Genomic DNA, 17,827 nt, shown 5'->3' with positions numbered 1-17,827 from the left:
CGCCGTCTCTGTTTAACTTTTCGGCCTAGCTCGCGCAGTAGCCACCTGAACCCGGACCCAAACCCCTACGTCCGCCGGCTCATCAACGCCGCAATATCCGCGGCCGGCGCGGGCCGGCCGAAGTAGTAGCCCTGGCCGCTGCCGCAGCCCATCTCGCGCAGGATCTCGGCCTGTTCCGCCGTCTCTATGCCCTCGGCCAGAGCTTTGTGGCCGCAGGCGTGGATCAGATGAAGCACCGCGGCCACGAAGTCCCGCTGCTGCTCGTCGTCGCCCAGGCCGCTGATCAGGCTCCGGTCGATCTTGACGACGTTGACGGGCAGCTTGCGCAGGTAGCTGATGGAGGAATAGCCGGTTCCGAAGTCATCGATCTCAAGCTGCACGCCGAGTCGCCGGAGACCGTTGAGCGAATACTGGTCCACATCCCCGCCGTTGACGGCCATGGACTCGGTCAGCTCCACAATCAGGTTTGACGCATCCACCCCGGTCTCCCGCAGGATGTCCCGGACATGTTCGATCAGTTCGAGGTTCTGCAGTTCGGTGGTGGAAATGTTGACGCGGACGTTGAAGGTGCTGTCCACCTGCTGTTCCTGCTGCCATTGCCGCAATTGACGCACGGAATTGCGCAGCACCCAGTGGCCCACGTCCACGATCATGCCGGTTTCCTCGGCCAGCGGAATGAAACTGTCCGGCATGAGCAGGCCGCGTTCGGGGTGGTTCCACCGGACCAGCGCCTCCACGCCTTCGATCCTGCCCGTGGCGAGGTCTACCACCGGCTGGTAGTGCAGGGTCAGCTGGTCTTCCCTGATCGCTTCGCGCATTTCCGTGATCATGACGCTCTGCAGCCGGCGYGCGTACAGCAGGGCCGGTTCGAACACTTTKATGCTGCTGTGCGGCTGGGCCTTGGCGGCGTACATGGCCGTATCGGCTTCCATCACAAGGTCATCAACAGACTGTCCTGGCTCCGCGATCCGCAGGCCGATGCTCGTTCCGCATGTAATTCTCAGGTCCCCGACATCGAGGCTCTCGTTGAGCGCGGCGAGGATCCTGTTCGCCACCCGGCGGGCGCGGACCAGATTGGACTTGGGCAGCATGACCGCGAATTCATCGCCCCCGAGGCGGGCCACGGTGTCCGTCTCGCGGACGGCCCCCTGCAGCMGCCGCGCGATMACCCGCAGGACGTCGTCGCCGGCGCTGTGCCCCAGGGTGTCGTTAATGCCCTTGAACGAGTCGAGATCAAGAATCAGGAGCGCCGGGGGCATCTCGCCCCGCGAGGACTCGGCCAGGGCATGGCTCAGAACCGCGTTGAGTGCTGTGCGGTTGGCAAGTTGCGTGAGGGGGTCGGTCAGGGCCATGCGTTCKAGCTCGACCTGGGCCTCACGCAGCATGGCCGTGCGGCTTTCGACGCGCTCCTCCAGCTCCTGGTAAATGGTCTGCAGGTCATCAGCCATCAGGTTGATGCCGGCAATGACGGCGGCGACGTCGTCCCGGGCCCCTGAGTGCGGGATCCTGGTGCTCAGATCGCCGMCGGCGATGCGTACGATGCCCTCCACGAGGGCATGCAGCCTGGGGTMCGGCGCTTCACTCGTCACGGACGTACTGCCTTAGCCATTCGACGGCCGCGGACTYGGAGCTGAAGAACTGCGCCGGAATCGTTTCGCTCCTGGACCGCAGGAGGTAGTGGGCAATGACCCGGTCCACCGGGCTCTCGCCCACCAGGGCGAACGCCGTCGCCGCGATGGATCCCGTGTAGACCTGGCGGGCCTCGACACTGACACCAACGACGCCGGTAATCACCAGGAGCACCGGCATCCGCCGGCCCGCGGCGAGGGCACGGACGGTCTCACCGGCAATGCGCGCTTCGGGCCCCTCGATTTCCTGATTGGGGGGCAACAGGACCTCGATGATGGCGCCGTCGATCATCCGCACGCCTATGGCGCGGGCCGCGTCCCCGTCCGGGTCCCGGGCGGCATCGGCGTCCGMGGAAGGCCCGTCCGACGCCGGCACTTMCGGCGCCGGGGGTGCGGCAAGCGTCGCGGCCGTCGCCATCGCGGCGGCCGCCGTGAGGGCCGCCGCTGTCTCCAGCGCGGCAGGCGTCTCCGGCATCGGGGCCGCTTCGCTGCCCGCGGCAGGCGAGCCGGCCGCCACCGCCGTCTCCGAAGGCACCGCAGCTTCGGCCGTCACCGCCGCACCCTGGGCGGCGCCGKGTTCATCATCCGGGAGCCGCTCGCCGTGGCCGGCCAGGGCCTCGACCGTCATCGGACCGCAATTCGACGGCKGCGGTCCGCGGAACCCCGGAGGTCCCGGTTCAGCCGGCGGTCGCCGTGATAAAGAATTGTTTCCCAGTCGACTTCCTCGGCTGTTTTGGCAATMACGKGGCTCTCCTTCACCTTCTTGGGGCGGGGACTGACATAAAGCCAGTTAACCWTCCCGAGGAAAACATCCACCGCGGAGTTGAAGACGCCGATGTAGGCGCGKATGGCGCCTGCGGCCAGGATGGCGTTCAGCGAGGCGAATGCCACGTTGCCCCAGTTACCCACTTGGGCGTCCCGCCACACGGTCAGCAGCGAGAACGCCACAATCGCGTACGGCGTCAGGACGTAGATGGCCGGGGCCGCGGTGCGGTCCTTGACCTTCGGGGTGCGGGCGAATGGAATCTTGTCGCMGGTGACGGCCTGCTGCAACGATTTCAGCACGCCCGCCAGGTTCACCGGCAGCAGGACGAGGTTGAAGCCGTAAATCCGGAAGATGTCACTGAACCGGTGCCCGCAGTMGCGCAGGTCGCTGCCCATGGCCAGAAAGTAGGGCAGGGCCGCGAGGAACACGATCGGACTCAGCAGCCGGCTGTCATACGGATACGCCAGGAGGAACACCAGGCCGAAGCTCGCCCAGGCGATGGAGGCCATGTAGTTCACCCGGAGCAGCACCTCCCGGAACAGGATCTTCCGGCGGTCGGACCGGTGCTGGAGGAGCTGGGCCCACAGCTTGGGCAGGATCAGCAAGCCGCCGTTGGCCCAGCGGCGGCGCTGGACCACGAGCGAGCCGAAGTCGGGAGGTGTGGCGCTGTAACTGAGCCGTTCCGGGTAGTTCACCAGGGTCCAGCCGTGCTGGCCGAGGTCGATGCTGGATTCGGTGTCTTCGATGACGGTGCGGTCCTGGATGTAGGTCCGGATCTCGAAGGCCCCGCTGGTTTCCACCTCCACGATGTCCTCGAGTGCGCGCTTGCGGATGACGGCGTTCGCCCCTACCCAGAACGTCGCACCGTAATAGCTCATGCCCTGGTGCAGGATGTGCTGGAGGTCGGTGGTGGCTCCCGCAACCCGCTCGATGCGGGTGGGGGCGCCGCGGAAGGAAGAGTAGGGCGTCTGCGTCACGGCCACGCGCTCGTTGCCGGCCGATTCCAGGAAGTAGACCAGGCGGAGGCAGTAGTCGCGCAGAAGCAGGGAGTCGGCGTCGAGCGTCAACACGTAGGTGGTGTCACGGACTGCCATGACGTGGCCCTGCTCGTCAGGGGCGACGTCGGCGGCCACCTTCCGGAGCACCACACCGTCGGCGGTGGTCTCCTTGTTCCAGGTGTGGCCCATGAGCGAAATGTAGGCGTTGAGGTTCATGGCCTTGTTGGCCTCATGGGAAAGGCTCGCGTACTTCTTGCGTTCGAACGTCTCGGTGGAGACGTTGAAGATCCAGGTCAGCCGGAGGTACAGCTCTTCGATACGGGACAGCGGCAGCGATGCCTGCTGTACTGACGCGGCGTTCAGGCCCAGGAGCACGAGCCTCAGTTCGCGGGCCAGGCCCATGAGGACGAGGTCGACAAAGAACTCGTCGACGTGGTCTTCAACTTTTTCGGCCGAAGCCATMGCTTCAAGCCATTCGGCGGCTGCCTCGTATTCGGAGACCAGCAACTCCAGTTCGCGCCCCTCGCCGCCCGCGGGCGTCTTTTGCCGACGTCGGTATTCGGCCAGGGCCGTGTTGACGCGGGCGGCCGGGGCGCTGAGTGCGGCGGTGATTTCCGCAGTCAGCGCGCGGGTCGTGTCCAGCCGGGTGCGATCGCCGGGGTCCGCGGGGTGCGGCGGGTCATCGAGGAGCAGCACCACTTTGAGGTCCGGGAACTCCTGCAGGGCGGCGGACCACAGCGTGGCGCGCACCACCTGGGGTTCTTCGGCATAGGAGGGCACCAGCACCGTGATGCCCTCGGAGTATTCGGCAAAGTGGCGGTCCAGTTCGCCGCGGGGCACCCTGGAATGATCGCGGAAACGATAAAGGGCCCCTTGCCGGGCCAGAAGATACATGAGGGCCGAAAACGTCAGGAATGTTACGACGACAAGATAGGAAATCGTCTCAAACTGAAACCTGAAGCCTGCATTCGGGTTGTCCGCGAGCTCTTTCAAAATGGTGGAAATGACGTAGGTAATCCAGGCAGCCAATGTGGTGAGAATTCCTAGCCGGCCCAGGATTATTTTGCGCCTGGACGGCCTCGGATGAACAATTGAGAGCGGCTCGGAACGCCGCTCAGCCCCCCATTGACGGCGCCGGACCGCACCTTTTTGTTCGGAAGTCACGCTTTCCGCTTCTACGCGCGGCAAGACAAGCTGATCTGGCATTAGTCCCCATAAGACTGCAAAGTCGGCATATTGGCGCGCGCCTACGGCAAAACCCGCACGCCGCACCGGAATGTTCCGGTGAGTGCCCTTATGATAATGCAAGGTCAGACGCTTKCCGGACATCAGACACTCCGGCAAATGCGCGCGCTGATACCGGCGGCCGGCGCATGCCCGGCTGCTCCATGCAAGACACACAAGGGGGGCCCTGTGTCCGAACGATTCCCAGGCCGCAAGCTGTCGCTGGTCCGGCTGGGCGTACTCATCACCGCCGTAGCGGCAGTCGCCGCCGGCGGCGTCGCCGCGTGGGGCAATTTCCAKGATGTCCGGGCGGCTGAGAGCATCCCGTCCGTCTTTTCGGGGTATGTCGACGTCACGGCAACGCCGCGGTACGCCTTCGAGGCCCCGGCGTCCAAGGAAGCCGAAAAGGTCGTGCTGTCCTTCGTGGTCGCTGATCCCAAGGATCCGTGCACGCCGTCGTGGGGCGCCGCCTACTCCCTCGCCGAGGCAGCGAACTCGCTGGACCTGGACCGGCGCGTGGCACGGCTTCAGCAACTCGGCGGGAGCGTGGCCGTTTCCTTCGGCGKACTGACCAACCAGGAACTCGCCGTCGCCTGCACCGATTCCGCGAAGCTGACGTCGGCCTACCGGAGCGTCGTMGACCGCTACAACGTCAGCAGCATCGATCTGGACGTCGAGGGCCAAGCCCTGTCCGACCCCGCGGCCCTTGAGCGGCGTGCGACGGCCATCGCGGCGCTCCAGCACGACCGCCAGCGCGACGGCAAGGGACTCAGCGTGTGGCTGACGTTGCCGGCGGATCCCAACGGCCTCACAACCGCGGGCAGCGACGCCGTGAAGCACATGATCACCGCAGGCGTCGACCTCGCCGGGGTCAACGCGATGACCATGGACTACGGCGGGAGCAAGCTGCCGGGCCGTTCAATGTACGAGAACGCGGTGTCCGCCGCGGAAGCCACCCACCGCCAACTGACGGGCCTGTACCGGGCAGCCGGCAGTGAACTCGGCAGCGAAACGGTGTGGCGGAAGGTCGGCCTGACGCCGATGATCGGCCAGAACGACGTCGCCGGCGAAATTTTCACGCTCAAGGACGCGCAGGATCTTAGCGCCTACGCAAGTGCACAGGGCATCGGCCGCCTGTCGATGTGGTCGCTGAACCGAGACCGTACCTGCAGCCAGAACTTCCCCGACGTCACGAAGGTCTCCGACGGCTGCAGCGGGGTGGACCAGGGCGGCTCATCGTTCGCCACGATCCTCGGCGCCGGGGTGATGGCGAGCCCGTCGGCCGCGCCGGCCAGCGCCGATCAGCCGACGCCGGTCCCTGCCGTCAGCGATAACCCCTCCACCAGCCCGTACCCCGTGTGGTCCGAGAACGCCGCGTACAACGCCGGCGAGCGGATCGTGTGGCATTCCAACGTGTACGAGGCCAAGTGGTGGACGCGCGCCGACACCCCGGACGATCCCGTACTCCAGGGCACAGCGACCCCGTGGCGCATCATCGGTCCGGTCCTGGCCGGAGACAAGCCCACGCCCCAGCTCACGGCACCGGCCGGCACGGCACCGGCGTGGCAGCCCAGCACGGTCTACCGCAAGGGCGACCGCGTGCTCTTCGAGGGCCGGGTCTTTGAGGCAAAGTGGTGGACCCAGACCGACAGCCCCGAAGCTTCGCTGCAGGGATCTCCCGACTMGCCGTGGTMCAAACTGCGCGATGAAGAACTGCTGAAAATCATGGCCGCCAAGTCGGCAACGCCCGCTTCGCCGGCTCCGGGCACGACGGCGGCCGCTCCGGCGCCCTAGAAGGTCCGGTCCGCTGACCCGGGCCCCGCCCGCGTCAGCGGACCGGGGCCCGGCCAGCGTCAGCGTCAGCGTCAGGGCCCCGCGTCGGCAGGAACCGTCAGGGGGTCCGGGCCCGGGCGCGCTTGCGCAGCGTGCGCTCGTGCTGGACCCGCTGGGCGATGACGAGGCCGGCCGCTGCGACGCCCACCGTAATGGGGTAGCCCATGAGCCGCTCCAGCGTGCMAGGTTCCGGCACATGCATGCCCGTCACGCCGCCGGCAAMGAGCGCCGCGAGGGACACCGMGCCGCAGCCCAGGATGAGCCACCCCAGCGGGGTCTGCCTGAGCCACATCCAGCCGATCACCAGGAGGGCCAGGGCGCCGGCCGCGAAGTACATGAGGGCACCGGCCACGTGCCAGGGGGATCCGGTGTTTTCGGGCACGAATCCCACAATGACGGTGCCCGCGCCGGCGGTACCGGTCAACAGCCGTGCCGCAGCCGCGGCGGCCACGCCCGCACTCCAGCGCGCCGGGTGCTGCGCCCGGCCTGCCGGGCCTGCATTCCCACGCGCATGGCCCGRCAGGCGGGCGCCCCGCCTGAGCGGAACACCGGGCTGCGCGGCGAGGCTCAGGAGTGCCGAACCGAGCAGGAGCGCGCCGACAATCATGCCAAGACCCTGGACCACAAAGGACGCGTTCATCAGCACGTGTGCCGGCGAGCACACGTCCCGGCCGGAAAAGTCCCCGCAGGCCGAGGCCCCGAGGTCGCTGATGTAGCCGGTGCGGCGGCTGTAGGGGTCCGCTCCGGCCCAGGCGCCGATCACGGCAGACTCCGCGACGAAATACTGCAGCACGCTCAGCTTCGCCAGGGCTCCGGCGTAGAACCGGGTGGCGGCCACATCCGGGTAGTAGATGGCTCCGGCGGAAAGTTCGGTGGTTCCTGCGGTCATGCCACGAGCGTAGTACCCCCGCTCACCTTGTATGCTTGTATCCGTGTCCGACTGGGCCGGCCAGTGGCCGGCCGCGGATGCCCGCCCTCGTAGCTCAGTGGATAGAGCACGGCTCTCCTAAAGCCGGTGTCGTTGGTTCGATTCCAATCGAGGGCACTTGAACTTTCCTGCMCCGGAAGAAACCCCGGATTCGGCTCCGGATTTTGACCTCCGCGCCTACCTGCGCGGATCCTGGTCCGTCGACCGCACGCTGCTGGACCGCAAGACCGGAACCCGCGGGACCTTCACCGGCGTCGTCCGTTTTACGGATGACGACGACGGCGGCCTGCACTGGCGCGAAGAAGGCACCGTCCGCTGGGCCTCCTTTGACGGCATGCCGTTCACCGCGCCGGCGAGCCGGGAATATCTGCTGCGGCCGGCGGACACGCCGGCTGTCTTGGACGTGTATTTCCCGGACGGCCGTCCCTTCCACCGCATGGGACTTGCGGGGCACGCCAGCCGGGACGTGCACTGGTGCGACCCCGATACGTACCGMGTGACCTACACCGTGGCCGGCCCCGACGAATGCGGCTACCGCTGGGACGTCACCGGGCCGGCCAAGGACCAGTTGCTGGAGTCAGTCCTGCGCCGGCTGGACGCCGCAGTGGACACGAAGTTCGATGCAGCGCCGGACGCTAGGCTTTCAGAGTGAACCCCCGCATCGTCGTCTCCGCCGTCTGCGTCTTCGATGACGCCGGACGCCTCCTGACCGTCCGGAAAAGGGGCACGGACAAATTCATGCACCCCGGCGGCAAACCCGAGGCCGGCGAAAGCGCGGCGGAGGCGGCGGTGCGCGAACTCCGGGAAGAAGTCGGGATTGTCCTGGCCGCGGACCGGCTGGACCTGCTGGGCTGCTGGCTCGCGGACGCCGCCAACGAGGCGGCCACCCAGATCGTGGCCACCGTTTTCACGGCTCCGGGAGTGTGGAGCGCCCGGCCGTCGGCGGAAATTGCCGAGATCCGCTGGCTGGATCTGGCAGGCGAACTGCCCGGCGACCTCGCCCCGCTGCTGACGGACCATGTGCTGCCGGCGCTGTCGGCCAAACCGTCAGCGGGCTAGGCCGGCGGTGCCTCAGGGCCCGGGATCATCGCACCTGATTCGTCATGATCGACGGACTCCGTCGCCGTGTTCGGGTCGGCTCAGCTCTTACCGGGTTCGCTTTCCTTGCCGGCTTTGCTGCCCAGGAGGGKGATGAAGGCGATGAGTGCGACAACTTGGGTACCGATGATGAACGTGATGAGTCCGGTGTACGACGCCGTGTAGAGGGCGCCGATGATGGTTGACCCGGCGAGCCAGGCGAGGCCGTAGATGGCGGTGAAGATACCATATCCGGTCCCGCGCCGCGCAGCCGGGACCAGGTCCGCGACCGCGGCCCGGAGGGTGGATTCGTGGATTCCCAAGGCCGCTCCCCAGACCACGGATCCGGCCCAGACGAGGGCCGGAGTGGCCGTGAAGGACAGGAAGGGCACGGCGGCGGTCAGCGGCAGGGCGATGAGCAGTCCGCGCAGCCCGATCCGGTCATAGAGCGCCCCGGAGGCCAGTGCGGCCAGCGCCGCTGCGCCCATGGAGACGGCATAGGTGACCGGTATCAGTGCCGAGGGCAAAACTTTTTGGACTTCGAGGTGGTACGAAATGACACCGAAGGTGGAGAACCCGAACATCGATACGGCCGTGAAGGCGCTGTACCACCAGAAGCGGGCCGGCAGCGGGACGCGTGCCGGTGCCAGCCCGGTGAACGCCACGGGTTCGGTGACGGCGCGGGTGTCATAACGTTCTGGCTCCGGGGCGGCCCGGCGGAGCAGAAGCACGGCGATGAGAGCGGCCGCGCCGGGKACGGCCAGAACGCCGAAGCCCAGCTGGTAGCCGGAGACTGCGATCATGAGTCCGACGAGCAACGGGCCCAGCAGGGCTCCGGACTGGTCGAGGGCTTCGTGGATGGCGAAGGCCTTTCCCCGGCCCATGTCCGCCCCGGCGTGGGAGAGCATGGTGTCCCTTGCGGGCGTGCGGACGGCTTTGCCGAACCGCTCCATGATGACCAGCGCGGCTGCCTGCCACAGGGAGCTGGCGAGGGCCAGGAGCGGGACGGCGATCACGGTCAGGGTGTAGCCGGCGATGGTCAGCGGCCAGTACTTGCGGGTCTTGTCGGCCAGGGGGCCGGTGCCAAGGCGCAGGACCGTGGCCACGGCTTCCCCGAATCCAGTGATGAAGCCGACCATGACCGCGCTGGCGCCGAGGGTGGCCAGGAACGGGCCGGTGATGGATCGGGCACCTTCGTAGACGACGTCGGCGAGCATGCTCACCACGCCGAACGTCAGCACGAACCCCATAGGTCCGAGCCTGTTCGGCCCGGTCTTCCCGGCCCGGGCTGCCTCGAGGGGCTGACGGCTCATGTCCGGCAACGGTGMTCCTGGCGGTGGTTCCCGGCTACTGTCGGGCTGGTGTCCGGCCTCATAACAGGCTGGCCAGGGCCAGGCCGGCTGCCGCGGCACCAACCGCGGCGGCGGCGGTGCCGATGCCGTTCAGGAGGGCCAGGCCGGTGCGGCCGGCCTGGATGAGCCTGACGGTCTCGAAGCTGGCCGTGCTGAAGGTGGTATAGCCGCCCAGGAAACCGGTGCCGGCGATGGCCTGCAGCTCGGGCGGTGCCGCGTGGACGATCACGGCGCCGGCGACCAGCCCCAGGAGGAAGGAGCCGGTGACGTTGATGGCGATGGTGCCTACGGGCAGGGCCGTGCGGAGCCTGGATCTGACCAGTCCGTCCACCACGAAGCGGGTCCCGGCGCCGAGTCCGCCGGCGAGCCCGAGCAAGACAATGGTCAGGGCGTTCACCGGTTCCTCCCGGGCTTGTTGGGCTGTTGMCGGCCGGTGTGCAGGTCCGCGTCCCGGTGCCGGGCGGCCCTCCTGCGGTGGTGTCCGACGGCGGCACGGATCCCCGCCACTGTTGCCGCGGCGCCGCCGATCAGCGTCGCTGTCACGTAGAGCACAGCATCGGTGGTGCGTCCTGCGCCGAGCAGGGCATTGATTTCCAGGGCCAGGGTGCTGTAGGTGGTGAACGCGCCCATGAAACCGGTACCGGCAAGCAGCCGGATGATCCGCAGTTTCCCGGCGTCCGGACCCCGACGGACCAGGGCCTCCAAAAGGCCGCCGAGCAGGAACGCGCCGGTCAGGTTGATGATCAGGGTGGGCAACGGCCAGCCGGACGGGGACGGCAGGACGCTGCTGAGACCGAAACGGGCCAGGGCTCCAAACACACCCCCGGCGATGACCACCAGCACGAACCCCGGGTGCAGGTGCACCGGGCGGTGGGCGTGTGCCGCACCGAGCGTCCCTGCGTCTGCGGCGTCGGTCCTTCCGGAGGAGCCGGCTGCTGCCGCTGCCTCGGGGGCGGGCGGTTCCATCAGCGGACTTCCTTCGGATGGTGCCGGGGCTGGGGAGCAAGCGGGACCACCAGCACGGGCCGGTGCTGACGGTGGGTGAGATGGACAGCCACGGAACCGACCAGCAACTCCTCGAACCGGGCCCCAAAGCCGCGTTCGCGGGTGCCCACGACGATGATGGACGCGTCCCTGGTCTCGGCCAGCCGCCCCAGGGCCCGTGCCGGTTCCCCGGAGAGGGTCAGGAAGGACCACCGGATCCCGGTCCCGCCCAGGGCCTCCCGGAGGTGTTCGGCGATACCGGCGCTGATGCCTTCGATGTCGTCGTCGACGCCGTCCGGATCAATCGGCCGGGCTTCGACCCGTCCGTCGGGTTCTTCGGCGAGGTAGGTGGTGACATCGACGTAGGCGCAGATCAGCTCGACGTTCAGGCTGAAGGCCAGTTCCGCGGCCCGGTGCGCGACCGCGAGGGGCTGGCCTGGCACCACGCCCATCAGCACCGGTCCTGTGATCTTCCGCGGGACGTAGGCGACGGGTCCGGTGACGGCCCGGGTCTCGTTGTCGGGCTCATTCATGGGCGCTCCTGATACATGGGGTCGGCTACTTGGGGTCGTTGAGGTAGGTTCCGGTCGGACCGTACGGAAGGGACGGGTCCTCGTCGGTGATCTCCAGGAGCCGATTGTATTTGGCCACACGTTCCCCGCGGGCCGGCGCCCCGGATTTCAGCTGCCCGCAGCCGGACCCGACGACGAGATCCGCCACGAACGTATCATCGGTTTCCCCCGACCGGTGCGAGACCATCGCCCCGAAGCCGCCCTCGAAGGCGGCAGTGAGGGTATCGAAGGTTTCGCTCACGGTCCCCGCCTGGTTCGGTTTGATCAGCACGGCGGTCGCCGATGCGGTCCGGATGCCCTMCCGCACCCGGTCCGCAGATGTCACGAACAGGTCATCCCCAACCACCTGCACCCGGCCGCCGAGCGCGKCGGTGAGCGCGGGCCACCMGTCCGTGTCGTCTTCGGCGAGGGGGTCCTCCAGGCTCCAGATCGGGTAATCAGTGACGAGCTTCTCGTAGTAGGAGATCATCTGATCCGGAGTGTAGGCCTTGCCGGCGACCGTGTAGGTCCCGCCGTCATAGAAGGAGTTGGCCGCAGGATCGAGCGCAATCGCCACTCCGTGCCTGCCAGGCGTGTAGCCCGCATCTTCGATGGCGGCCACGATCAAATCCAGTGCCTCCTCCGGGCGGCCGATGGCCGGGGCGTACCCGCCTTCATCTCCCAGGCCGGTCGCGAGGCCCTGGCGTTGCAACCGCCGGGAGAGCGCATGGTAGACATCCGATCCCCAGCGCATCGCGTCCGCGAAGGACGGCGCGCCGGCCGGGGCAATCATGAACTCCTGGAACTCCAGCGGGTTCGCGGCGTGTTGCCCGCCGTTCAGGACATTAAAGTGCGGAACCGGCAGCCGCCCGGCCCTGCCCAGGGTCTGGGCAACCMAGACGTGCAGCGGCGTTCCGGCGGTCGCAGCGAAAGCCCTAGCAGCGGCCATGGACACCGCGACGATCGCGTTGGCCCCGAGCCGCGACTTGCCGGGCGTTCCGTCCAGCCCGACGAGGGCCCGGTCCAGGATTGCCAGGGTCGGCCACGCCCGCGACGTGAGCAGCTCGCTGACCTCGGTCATGACATTGGTGACAGCCTTCTGCACCCCGCGGCCGGAGTACTCCGGGCCGCCGTCGCGGAGCTCGACCGCCTCATGCGCCCCGGTGGACGCCCCCGATGGCGCCGAAGCAACCGACACCGTGCCGTCTGCTGCCGTAAGCCAGACTTTCACCGTAGGGTAGCCGCGGGAGTCCAGGATCTGCAGGGCGMGCACCCCGGTGATCTGAAGTTCATTCATGATGATTTTCTCCATTTCCCTGTCGTCATTTCAGGTCCCGCCGGCGGCGGCGACCAGGGCGGCGGCTGTCCGCGCCGCCAGCGGATTCACGTACGCCATGCCGTGCAGGACGATGCGGCCGGTCTCCCGCGTGCGCGTCGGCATGGAGGTCTTGACCCTGCCGGCCGAAAAGGAGGAAGAGACCGGAGGGGCTTCAGCCGGGATCCCGCGGTATGCGCCGGAAGGGCTCAATGGCGGCTTGAGCTGGCCTCGAATCCGGTCCCGGGCGTTCGAGACGCCGTGGCCGTGGCGCAGCAGGACGAGGTTGCGGGATGCGGGCACGGCTCACCTACCTTCGGATCAGCAAAGGTAGGAACCATTAGCCATGCGGCGGTTCGAACAGCTGCACTCGACGTGCCTGCTGTTCCGGCGGGATCCATCACCGTGAACAGAGACTACAGGCCCGGCGGCGACAGCCGCCACCCTGTGACGCGTTCAGCATTCCTCCCCTTCGCCTGGGGTGTCCTGGCCGGGCCCCGGTCCGGTGACGCCGTCGGCCAGGGAAAGGGGCAGTGCCCAGCCGGCGAAAAACCCGACGGCCTCGATCCACGACGCGTTTTCCTCGGCACCGGCCGGAGCGCCGTAAGCGGTCATGGAGTCGGTCAGGTGCCTCATCCGTCCCCGGATTTCCCGCAGATGTGCGGMCACCGCGTGCCGCAGCTGTTCCGGCAGCGGGCGCCGTGCCGCCAAGTGGAATCGGCACAGCAGCACCGGGCCACCGGCCGGCGCTGAGGCGCCGGGGCAGCAGTCGGGGCATACCCTGCCCCTCCACAGCGAGAAAGTTTCCCGGCACCACGCCGTCGTGTGGGCCAGCCCGTTCGCCTCTACGGTCAGCGCTTCCGTGTTGGAGTTCCCATAGCCCATTCGCAAACCCGGCAGATCCGGGGAGGCCATGTCCGCACAAATCCGGCACGGCCCGGCGGGGAGAAGCACCTCGTCCGGATGCCGGTGCACCAGGGAGCTCTTCCGGTCCAGCCCATCCGCGACGTACTCGAGGAGATCCTCGTAGAGGACCGTGACATCAAAGGGCTGGTGGCCTCCGCGGGCCCCTGCGCCGGCCTGCCACAGCTCAATCTCCACCACCGCGTAGGCCCAGGTATGCCGGGGACACAAGCCCAGGGAGGCACGCAGCAGCTGCCGCATGCTCCCGTCCATAATGTCGCCATGAATGAAGGCCCACAGTTGGCGGACTTCCTCCGCGGACAGCTCCAACGGGCCTACGGGCAACAAGGCGCCGGTGAGGCCGTTCCGCTCCCGTGTCTCCGGACCTTCCGGCCCGTTCCGAAAACGTCCCACGCCGCATCCCTGCCCTTCACAGCCGGGCAGGAGCCATCAGCCGCATCGGCAGTTCGGACCGGACATCAACCGGTCCCGGTGGGATCCATCACCGCTACAACTAGGCTAACCCCTGCMTAGTATCCGGGCACAGCCTCCTGGGCAACCGCGCTGGCCTCGGCAAACTGGGTCCGGTACAGCTCGGCGTAGCGCCCCTCGGCGGCGAGGAGTTCGCTGTGGGTACCGCGMTCCACGATCGAACCGTTCTCCACCACGAGGATCGCGTCTGCTGCGCGGATCGTGGAGAGCCGGTGGGCGATCACGACGGCGGTGCGKCCCTCCAGGGCGGCGCCCAGCGCCTCCTGCACGGCGGCCTCGTTGGTGGAGTCCAGCGCGGCGGTGGCCTCGTCGAGGATGACCACCCGCGGCTGGGCGATGAGCAGGCGGGCAATCGTCAGCCGTTGCCGTTCGCCGCCGGAGAGCCGGTAGCCGCGCTCCCCCACCACCGTGTTCAGGCCATCGGGCAGGGAGCGGATCATGGCTTCGAGCCGGGCCCGCCGCAGCACATCCCACATCTGCTCTTCGGTGGCCTCCGGTCGGGCCAGGCGCAGGTTGGAGGCGATGCTCTCGTGGAACAGGTGGCCGTCCTGCGTCACCATGCCGAGGGTCTCGCGCATGGAATCKAAGGTGAGGTCGCGGACGTCCACCCCGGTGCCGGGCTMGGTTCCGCCGAAGCGCACGGCGCCGGAATCGACGTCGTAGAGGCGCGAGAGCAGCTGCGCGATCGTGGACTTCCCGGCGCCTGAAGAGCCGACGAGGGCGACCGTCTGGCCGGGCTCCACCCGGAAGCTGATGCCGTGCAGTACTTCCTCGCCGCCGCGGGTGTCCAGGGTCAGCACGTCCTCCAGAGAGGCTAGCGAGACCTTGTCCGCCGAGGGGTAGGCGAAGCGGACGTCGTCGAACTCCACCGAGAGCGGACCGGGCGGGGACGCCACGGCGTCCGGTTTCTGCTCGATCAGCGGCTTCAGGTCCAGGATCTCGAAGACCCTCTCGAAGCTGACCAGAGCGCTCATGATCTCGACCCGGGCGTTGGAGAGTGCGGTAAGCGGCGCGTAAAGGCGCGTGAGCAGCAACGCCAGCACGACGACGTCGCCCGCGGCCAGCTGCCCCTGCAGCGCCAGGAAGCCGCCCAGGCCGTAGACCAGGGCAAGGGCCAGAGCCGAGACGAGCGTCAGCGCCGTGACGAAGGTGAACTGCAGCATGGCCGTGCGGACGCCGATGTCCCGGACGCGGCCGGCCCGGAGGGCGAACTCGCGGGACTCCTCGTCGGGGCGGCCGAAGAGCTTGACCAGGGTGGCGCCGGGCGCGGAGAAGCGCTCGGTCATCTGGGTGCCCATGGCGGCRTTGTGTTCGGCGGCCTCGCGCCGCAGATCGGCKAGTTTTGACCCCATCCGGCGGGCCGGGATCAGGAAGATCGGCAGCAGGATCATGGCGAGCACTGTGACGAGCCACGATTTGTTGAGCATCACGGCGAGGGTCAGCGCGAGCGCCACGGCGTTGCTGACCACACCGGACAGGGTGCCCGCGAAGGCCGACTGCGCTCCGATGACGTCATTGTTCAGCCGGCTCACGAGGGCCCCGGTCCGGGTCCTGGTGAAGAAGGCAATCGGCATCTTCTGGACGTGGTCGAAGACCTTGGTACGCAGGTCCACGATCACGCCTTCACCGATCGTGGAGGACAGCCAGCGTGTCACGAGGCCCAGCCCCGCCTCGGCCACCGCCACAATGGCGATCAGGACGGCGAGCCAGATCACCGTTGAGGCGTCCGCGTGGGCGATGATCTCGTCGACCACCTGTCCGGCGAGGACCGGCGTGGCGACAGCCAGGAAGGCCATCACGACGGACAGCAGCACGAAGGCGATCAGTTTGCCGCGGTGCGGGCGGGCAAAACTGAAGACACGCTTCAGCGTCTCCTTCGAGAACGGCTTGGACCCGCTCGAGGCGCGGGTGATGTTGTAAAGGGAGCTCCAGGCAACCCGGTCCATGCTCATGTGATGTTGCCTTTCGGGGCATCGGCGTGCAACTCGGTGACGACGCCGTTTTCGACGTTCCAGCGCACGTCAAGACGGACGTTTTCCAGCAGCCGGCGGTMGTGGGTGACGAGCAGCAACGCGCCCTCGTAACCGTCCAGTGCTTCTTCAAGCTGTTCAATGGCGGGCAGATCGAGGTGGTTGGTGGGTTCGTCCAGCACCAGCAGGTYTACCCCCCGGGCCTGCAGCAGCKCCAGCGCGGCCCGGGTCCGTTCCCCCGGGGAGAGGGAGTCGACGGGCCGGTTGGTGTGATCGGCCTTCAGGCCGAACTTCGCCAGCAGGGTGCGTACTTCCGCAGGGGTCTGCTCGGTCAGGACGGCTTCGACGGCGCCCCCCAGCAACAGATCGCCGGCCAGCAGGCCGCGGGCCTGGTCGATCTCCCCGACGGCCACGGACGCACCCATGGAGGCGTCACCGGAATCGGGCTGCTGGATTCCCAACAGGAGCCGGAGCAGGGTGGATTTGCCTGCACCGTTGGGACCGGTGATCCCGATCCGCTCCCCCGCATTCAGTTGCAGGTTTAGCGGGCCCAGGGTGAAATCACCCTGCCGCACGACGGCGTCGCGGAGGGTGGCCACCACGGCACTGGACCGGGGGGCGGCGCCGATGCTGAACTGCAGCTGCCATTCCTTGCGCGGCTCTTCGACTTCTTCGAGCCGGGCAATGCGGGATTCCATCTGCCGGACCTTCTGCCCCTGTTTTTCCGAGGACTCGGTGATGGCCGCCCGGCGGATCTTGTCGTTGTCCGGGTTCTTCTTCATCGCGTTCCGGACGCCCTGGGAGCTCCATTCGCGCTGCGTGCGCGCCCGGGAGACGAGGTCGGCCTTAGTGTTGGCGAACTCTTCGTAGCGTTCGCGGGCATGGCGGCGCGCCACGGCGCGTTCCTCCAGATACGACTCGTACCCGCCGTCGTACACCGCAACCGAATTCTGGGCCCGGTCCAGTTCCACCACCGTGGACACGCAGCGGGACAGGAACTCGCGGTCATGCGAGACCAGGACCACGCCGCCGCGCAGGCCCTGCACGAAGGACTCCAGTTTKGCCAGCCCGTTGAGGTMGAGGTCGTTGGTGGGCTCGTCGAGGAGCACAATGTCGAAGCKGCTGAGCAGCAGGGCTGCCAGGGCAACGCGCKCGGCCTGGCCTCCGGAGAGCCCCGTCATCCCGKCGTCCGGCCYCACTTCCAGGCCCAGATCTKCCAGCACGGCCGGGATCYGGTCCTCGAGGTCGGCGGCGCCGGAGGCCATCYAGCGGTCGAATGCCAGGGAGTAGGCGTCGTCGGCGCCGGGGGCRCCCGAGCCCAGGGCCTCGGCGGTGGACTCCATGGCCGAGGTCGCCTCGGCGCAACCGGTGCGCCGGGCGATGTAGCCGGCCACCGTTTCGCCGGCAATCCGCTCGTGTTCCTGCGGCAGCCAGCCCACAAAGGCGTCCGCGGGGGCYAGGCTCACGGTGCCTTCCTGCGGTTCGTCCACCCCGGCCAGCAGGCGCAGCAGGGTGGACTTGCCGGCGCCGTTRGYACCGACGACGCCGACGACGTCACCGGGAGCTACGGTGAGGGAGAGCTTTGAGAAGAGTGTGCGGTGATCGTGACCACCRGAAAGGTCCTTGGCAACAAGGGTTGCAGTCATTAGTTCATCCTCTCACCCCGGCCCGGAACGGGCCGCCCCGGCGGGCAGAAACCGGTCGTCCCGGCGGACCGAAGACGGGCCGGGCATAGAAGAACCCGCCGGTCCGGACTTGGGGGGTGTACGGACCAGCGGGTTCGACCATTTAGCATAGTTGAATCAC

16 protein-coding genes, 1 tRNA gene and 2 riboswitches are annotated in these 17,827 nt (G+C 67.9%); of the genes, 4 read left to right on the top strand and 13 right to left on the bottom strand.

Annotation, left to right across the window (positions count from 1 at the left end; genetic code table 11):
* Positions 1-65 precede the first annotated feature (65 nt).
* From AC1DBQ_RS00660 to AC1DBQ_RS00650, 3 genes are read right to left on the bottom strand one after another with little or no spacing between them, the layout of a single operon-like run.
* Positions 66-1,589, bottom strand: coding sequence for a putative bifunctional diguanylate cyclase/phosphodiesterase (locus AC1DBQ_RS00660; protein ID WP_476926645.1), 1,524 nt, complete (start codon positions 1,587-1,589; stop codon positions 66-68).
* Positions 1,579-2,256 carry a DUF7793 family protein gene (locus tag AC1DBQ_RS00655; RefSeq protein ID WP_476926644.1) on the bottom strand — a complete coding sequence of 226 codons (678 nt, stop codon included), beginning with the start codon at positions 2,254-2,256 and terminating at the stop codon, positions 1,579-1,581. The genes AC1DBQ_RS00660 and AC1DBQ_RS00655 overlap by 11 nt, the downstream gene beginning before the upstream one ends.
* The gene (locus AC1DBQ_RS00650) at positions 2,253-4,598 is read right to left on the bottom strand and encodes a glycosyltransferase family 2 protein (protein ID WP_476926643.1); all 2,346 of its coding nucleotides are present in this window, start codon (positions 4,596-4,598) and stop codon (positions 2,253-2,255) included. Before AC1DBQ_RS00650 ends, AC1DBQ_RS00655 begins: the two co-directional genes overlap by 4 nt.
* A gap of 207 nt (positions 4,599-4,805) precedes the next feature.
* On the opposite strand from AC1DBQ_RS00650, the gene AC1DBQ_RS00645 reads away from it, so the two are divergent.
* Positions 4,806-6,410 carry a chitinase gene (locus AC1DBQ_RS00645; RefSeq protein ID WP_476926642.1) on the top strand — a complete coding sequence of 535 codons (1,605 nt, stop codon included), beginning with the start codon at positions 4,806-4,808 and terminating at the stop codon, positions 6,408-6,410.
* A gap of 97 nt (positions 6,411-6,507) precedes the next feature.
* Here AC1DBQ_RS00645 and AC1DBQ_RS00640 read toward each other — a convergent pair whose 3' ends face one another.
* On the bottom strand, positions 6,508-7,338 hold the full coding sequence (locus AC1DBQ_RS00640; RefSeq protein ID WP_476926641.1) for a DUF998 domain-containing protein: 831 nt from the start codon (positions 7,336-7,338) through the stop codon (positions 6,508-6,510).
* Between the two features lie 83 nt (positions 7,339-7,421).
* Between AC1DBQ_RS00640 and AC1DBQ_RS00635 the strand changes: the two genes are divergently transcribed.
* From AC1DBQ_RS00635 to AC1DBQ_RS00625, 3 genes are all read left to right on the top strand, one after another.
* Positions 7,422-7,494: transfer RNA gene (locus tag AC1DBQ_RS00635), tRNA-Arg, on the top strand.
* A gap of 1 nt (position 7,495) precedes the next feature.
* Complete coding sequence (locus tag AC1DBQ_RS00630; RefSeq protein WP_476926640.1) at positions 7,496-8,029, top strand: DUF6314 family protein; 534 nt, start codon at positions 7,496-7,498, stop codon at positions 8,027-8,029.
* A complete protein-coding gene (locus AC1DBQ_RS00625; RefSeq protein ID WP_476926639.1) occupies positions 8,026-8,436 on the top strand; it encodes an NUDIX hydrolase in 411 nt (136 codons plus the stop codon). The genes AC1DBQ_RS00630 and AC1DBQ_RS00625 overlap by 4 nt, the downstream gene beginning before the upstream one ends.
* 80 nt (positions 8,437-8,516) lie before the next feature.
* Here AC1DBQ_RS00625 and AC1DBQ_RS00620 read toward each other — a convergent pair whose 3' ends face one another.
* From AC1DBQ_RS00620 to AC1DBQ_RS00580, 9 genes are all read right to left on the bottom strand, one after another.
* Positions 8,517-9,767 (bottom strand): MFS transporter, encoded by a 1,251-nt coding sequence (locus tag AC1DBQ_RS00620; protein ID WP_476926638.1) that lies wholly within the window; start codon positions 9,765-9,767, stop codon positions 8,517-8,519.
* A 58-nt stretch (positions 9,768-9,825) separates the two neighbouring features.
* The gene (crcB, locus tag AC1DBQ_RS00615; protein ID WP_476926649.1) at positions 9,826-10,194 is read right to left on the bottom strand and encodes a fluoride efflux transporter CrcB; all 369 of its coding nucleotides are present in this window, start codon (positions 10,192-10,194) and stop codon (positions 9,826-9,828) included.
* Positions 10,195-10,199: 5 nt separating this feature from the next.
* A complete protein-coding gene (locus AC1DBQ_RS00610; RefSeq protein WP_476926637.1) occupies positions 10,200-10,772 on the bottom strand; it encodes a fluoride efflux transporter FluC in 573 nt (190 codons plus the stop codon).
* Positions 10,772-11,323, bottom strand: a complete 552-nt coding sequence (locus AC1DBQ_RS00605; RefSeq protein WP_476926636.1) for a universal stress protein — start codon at positions 11,321-11,323, stop codon at positions 10,772-10,774. The genes AC1DBQ_RS00610 and AC1DBQ_RS00605 overlap by 1 nt, the downstream gene beginning before the upstream one ends.
* Before the next feature lie 25 nt (positions 11,324-11,348).
* Positions 11,349-12,638, bottom strand: coding sequence for a phosphopyruvate hydratase (gene eno / locus AC1DBQ_RS00600; RefSeq protein WP_476926635.1), 1,290 nt, complete (start codon positions 12,636-12,638; stop codon positions 11,349-11,351).
* Positions 12,639-12,668: 30 nt separating this feature from the next.
* On the bottom strand, positions 12,669-12,959 hold the full coding sequence (locus AC1DBQ_RS00595) for a histidine phosphatase family protein (RefSeq protein WP_476926634.1): 291 nt from the start codon (positions 12,957-12,959) through the stop codon (positions 12,669-12,671).
* Between the two features lie 21 nt (positions 12,960-12,980).
* Positions 12,981-13,070, bottom strand: a riboswitch (Fluoride riboswitch).
* 42 nt (positions 13,071-13,112) lie between these two features.
* A complete protein-coding gene (locus AC1DBQ_RS00590) occupies positions 13,113-13,820 on the bottom strand; it encodes a hypothetical protein (protein WP_476926633.1) in 708 nt (235 codons plus the stop codon).
* Between the two features lie 173 nt (positions 13,821-13,993).
* Positions 13,994-14,075, bottom strand: a riboswitch (Fluoride riboswitch).
* Positions 14,039-16,003: an ABC transporter ATP-binding protein gene (locus AC1DBQ_RS00585; RefSeq protein WP_476926632.1), complete on the bottom strand. Its 1,965-nt coding sequence runs from the start codon at positions 16,001-16,003 to the stop codon at positions 14,039-14,041. It overlaps the preceding riboswitch by 37 nt.
* On the bottom strand, positions 16,000-17,667 hold the full coding sequence (locus AC1DBQ_RS00580; RefSeq protein WP_476926631.1) for an ABC-F family ATP-binding cassette domain-containing protein: 1,668 nt from the start codon (positions 17,665-17,667) through the stop codon (positions 16,000-16,002). The genes AC1DBQ_RS00585 and AC1DBQ_RS00580 overlap by 4 nt, the downstream gene beginning before the upstream one ends.
* Positions 17,668-17,827: the final 160 nt, after the last annotated feature.

This window comes from Arthrobacter sp. 10T413_2 (assembly GCF_056394205.1).
This window is presented reverse-complemented; position numbering and strand designations above follow the sequence as displayed.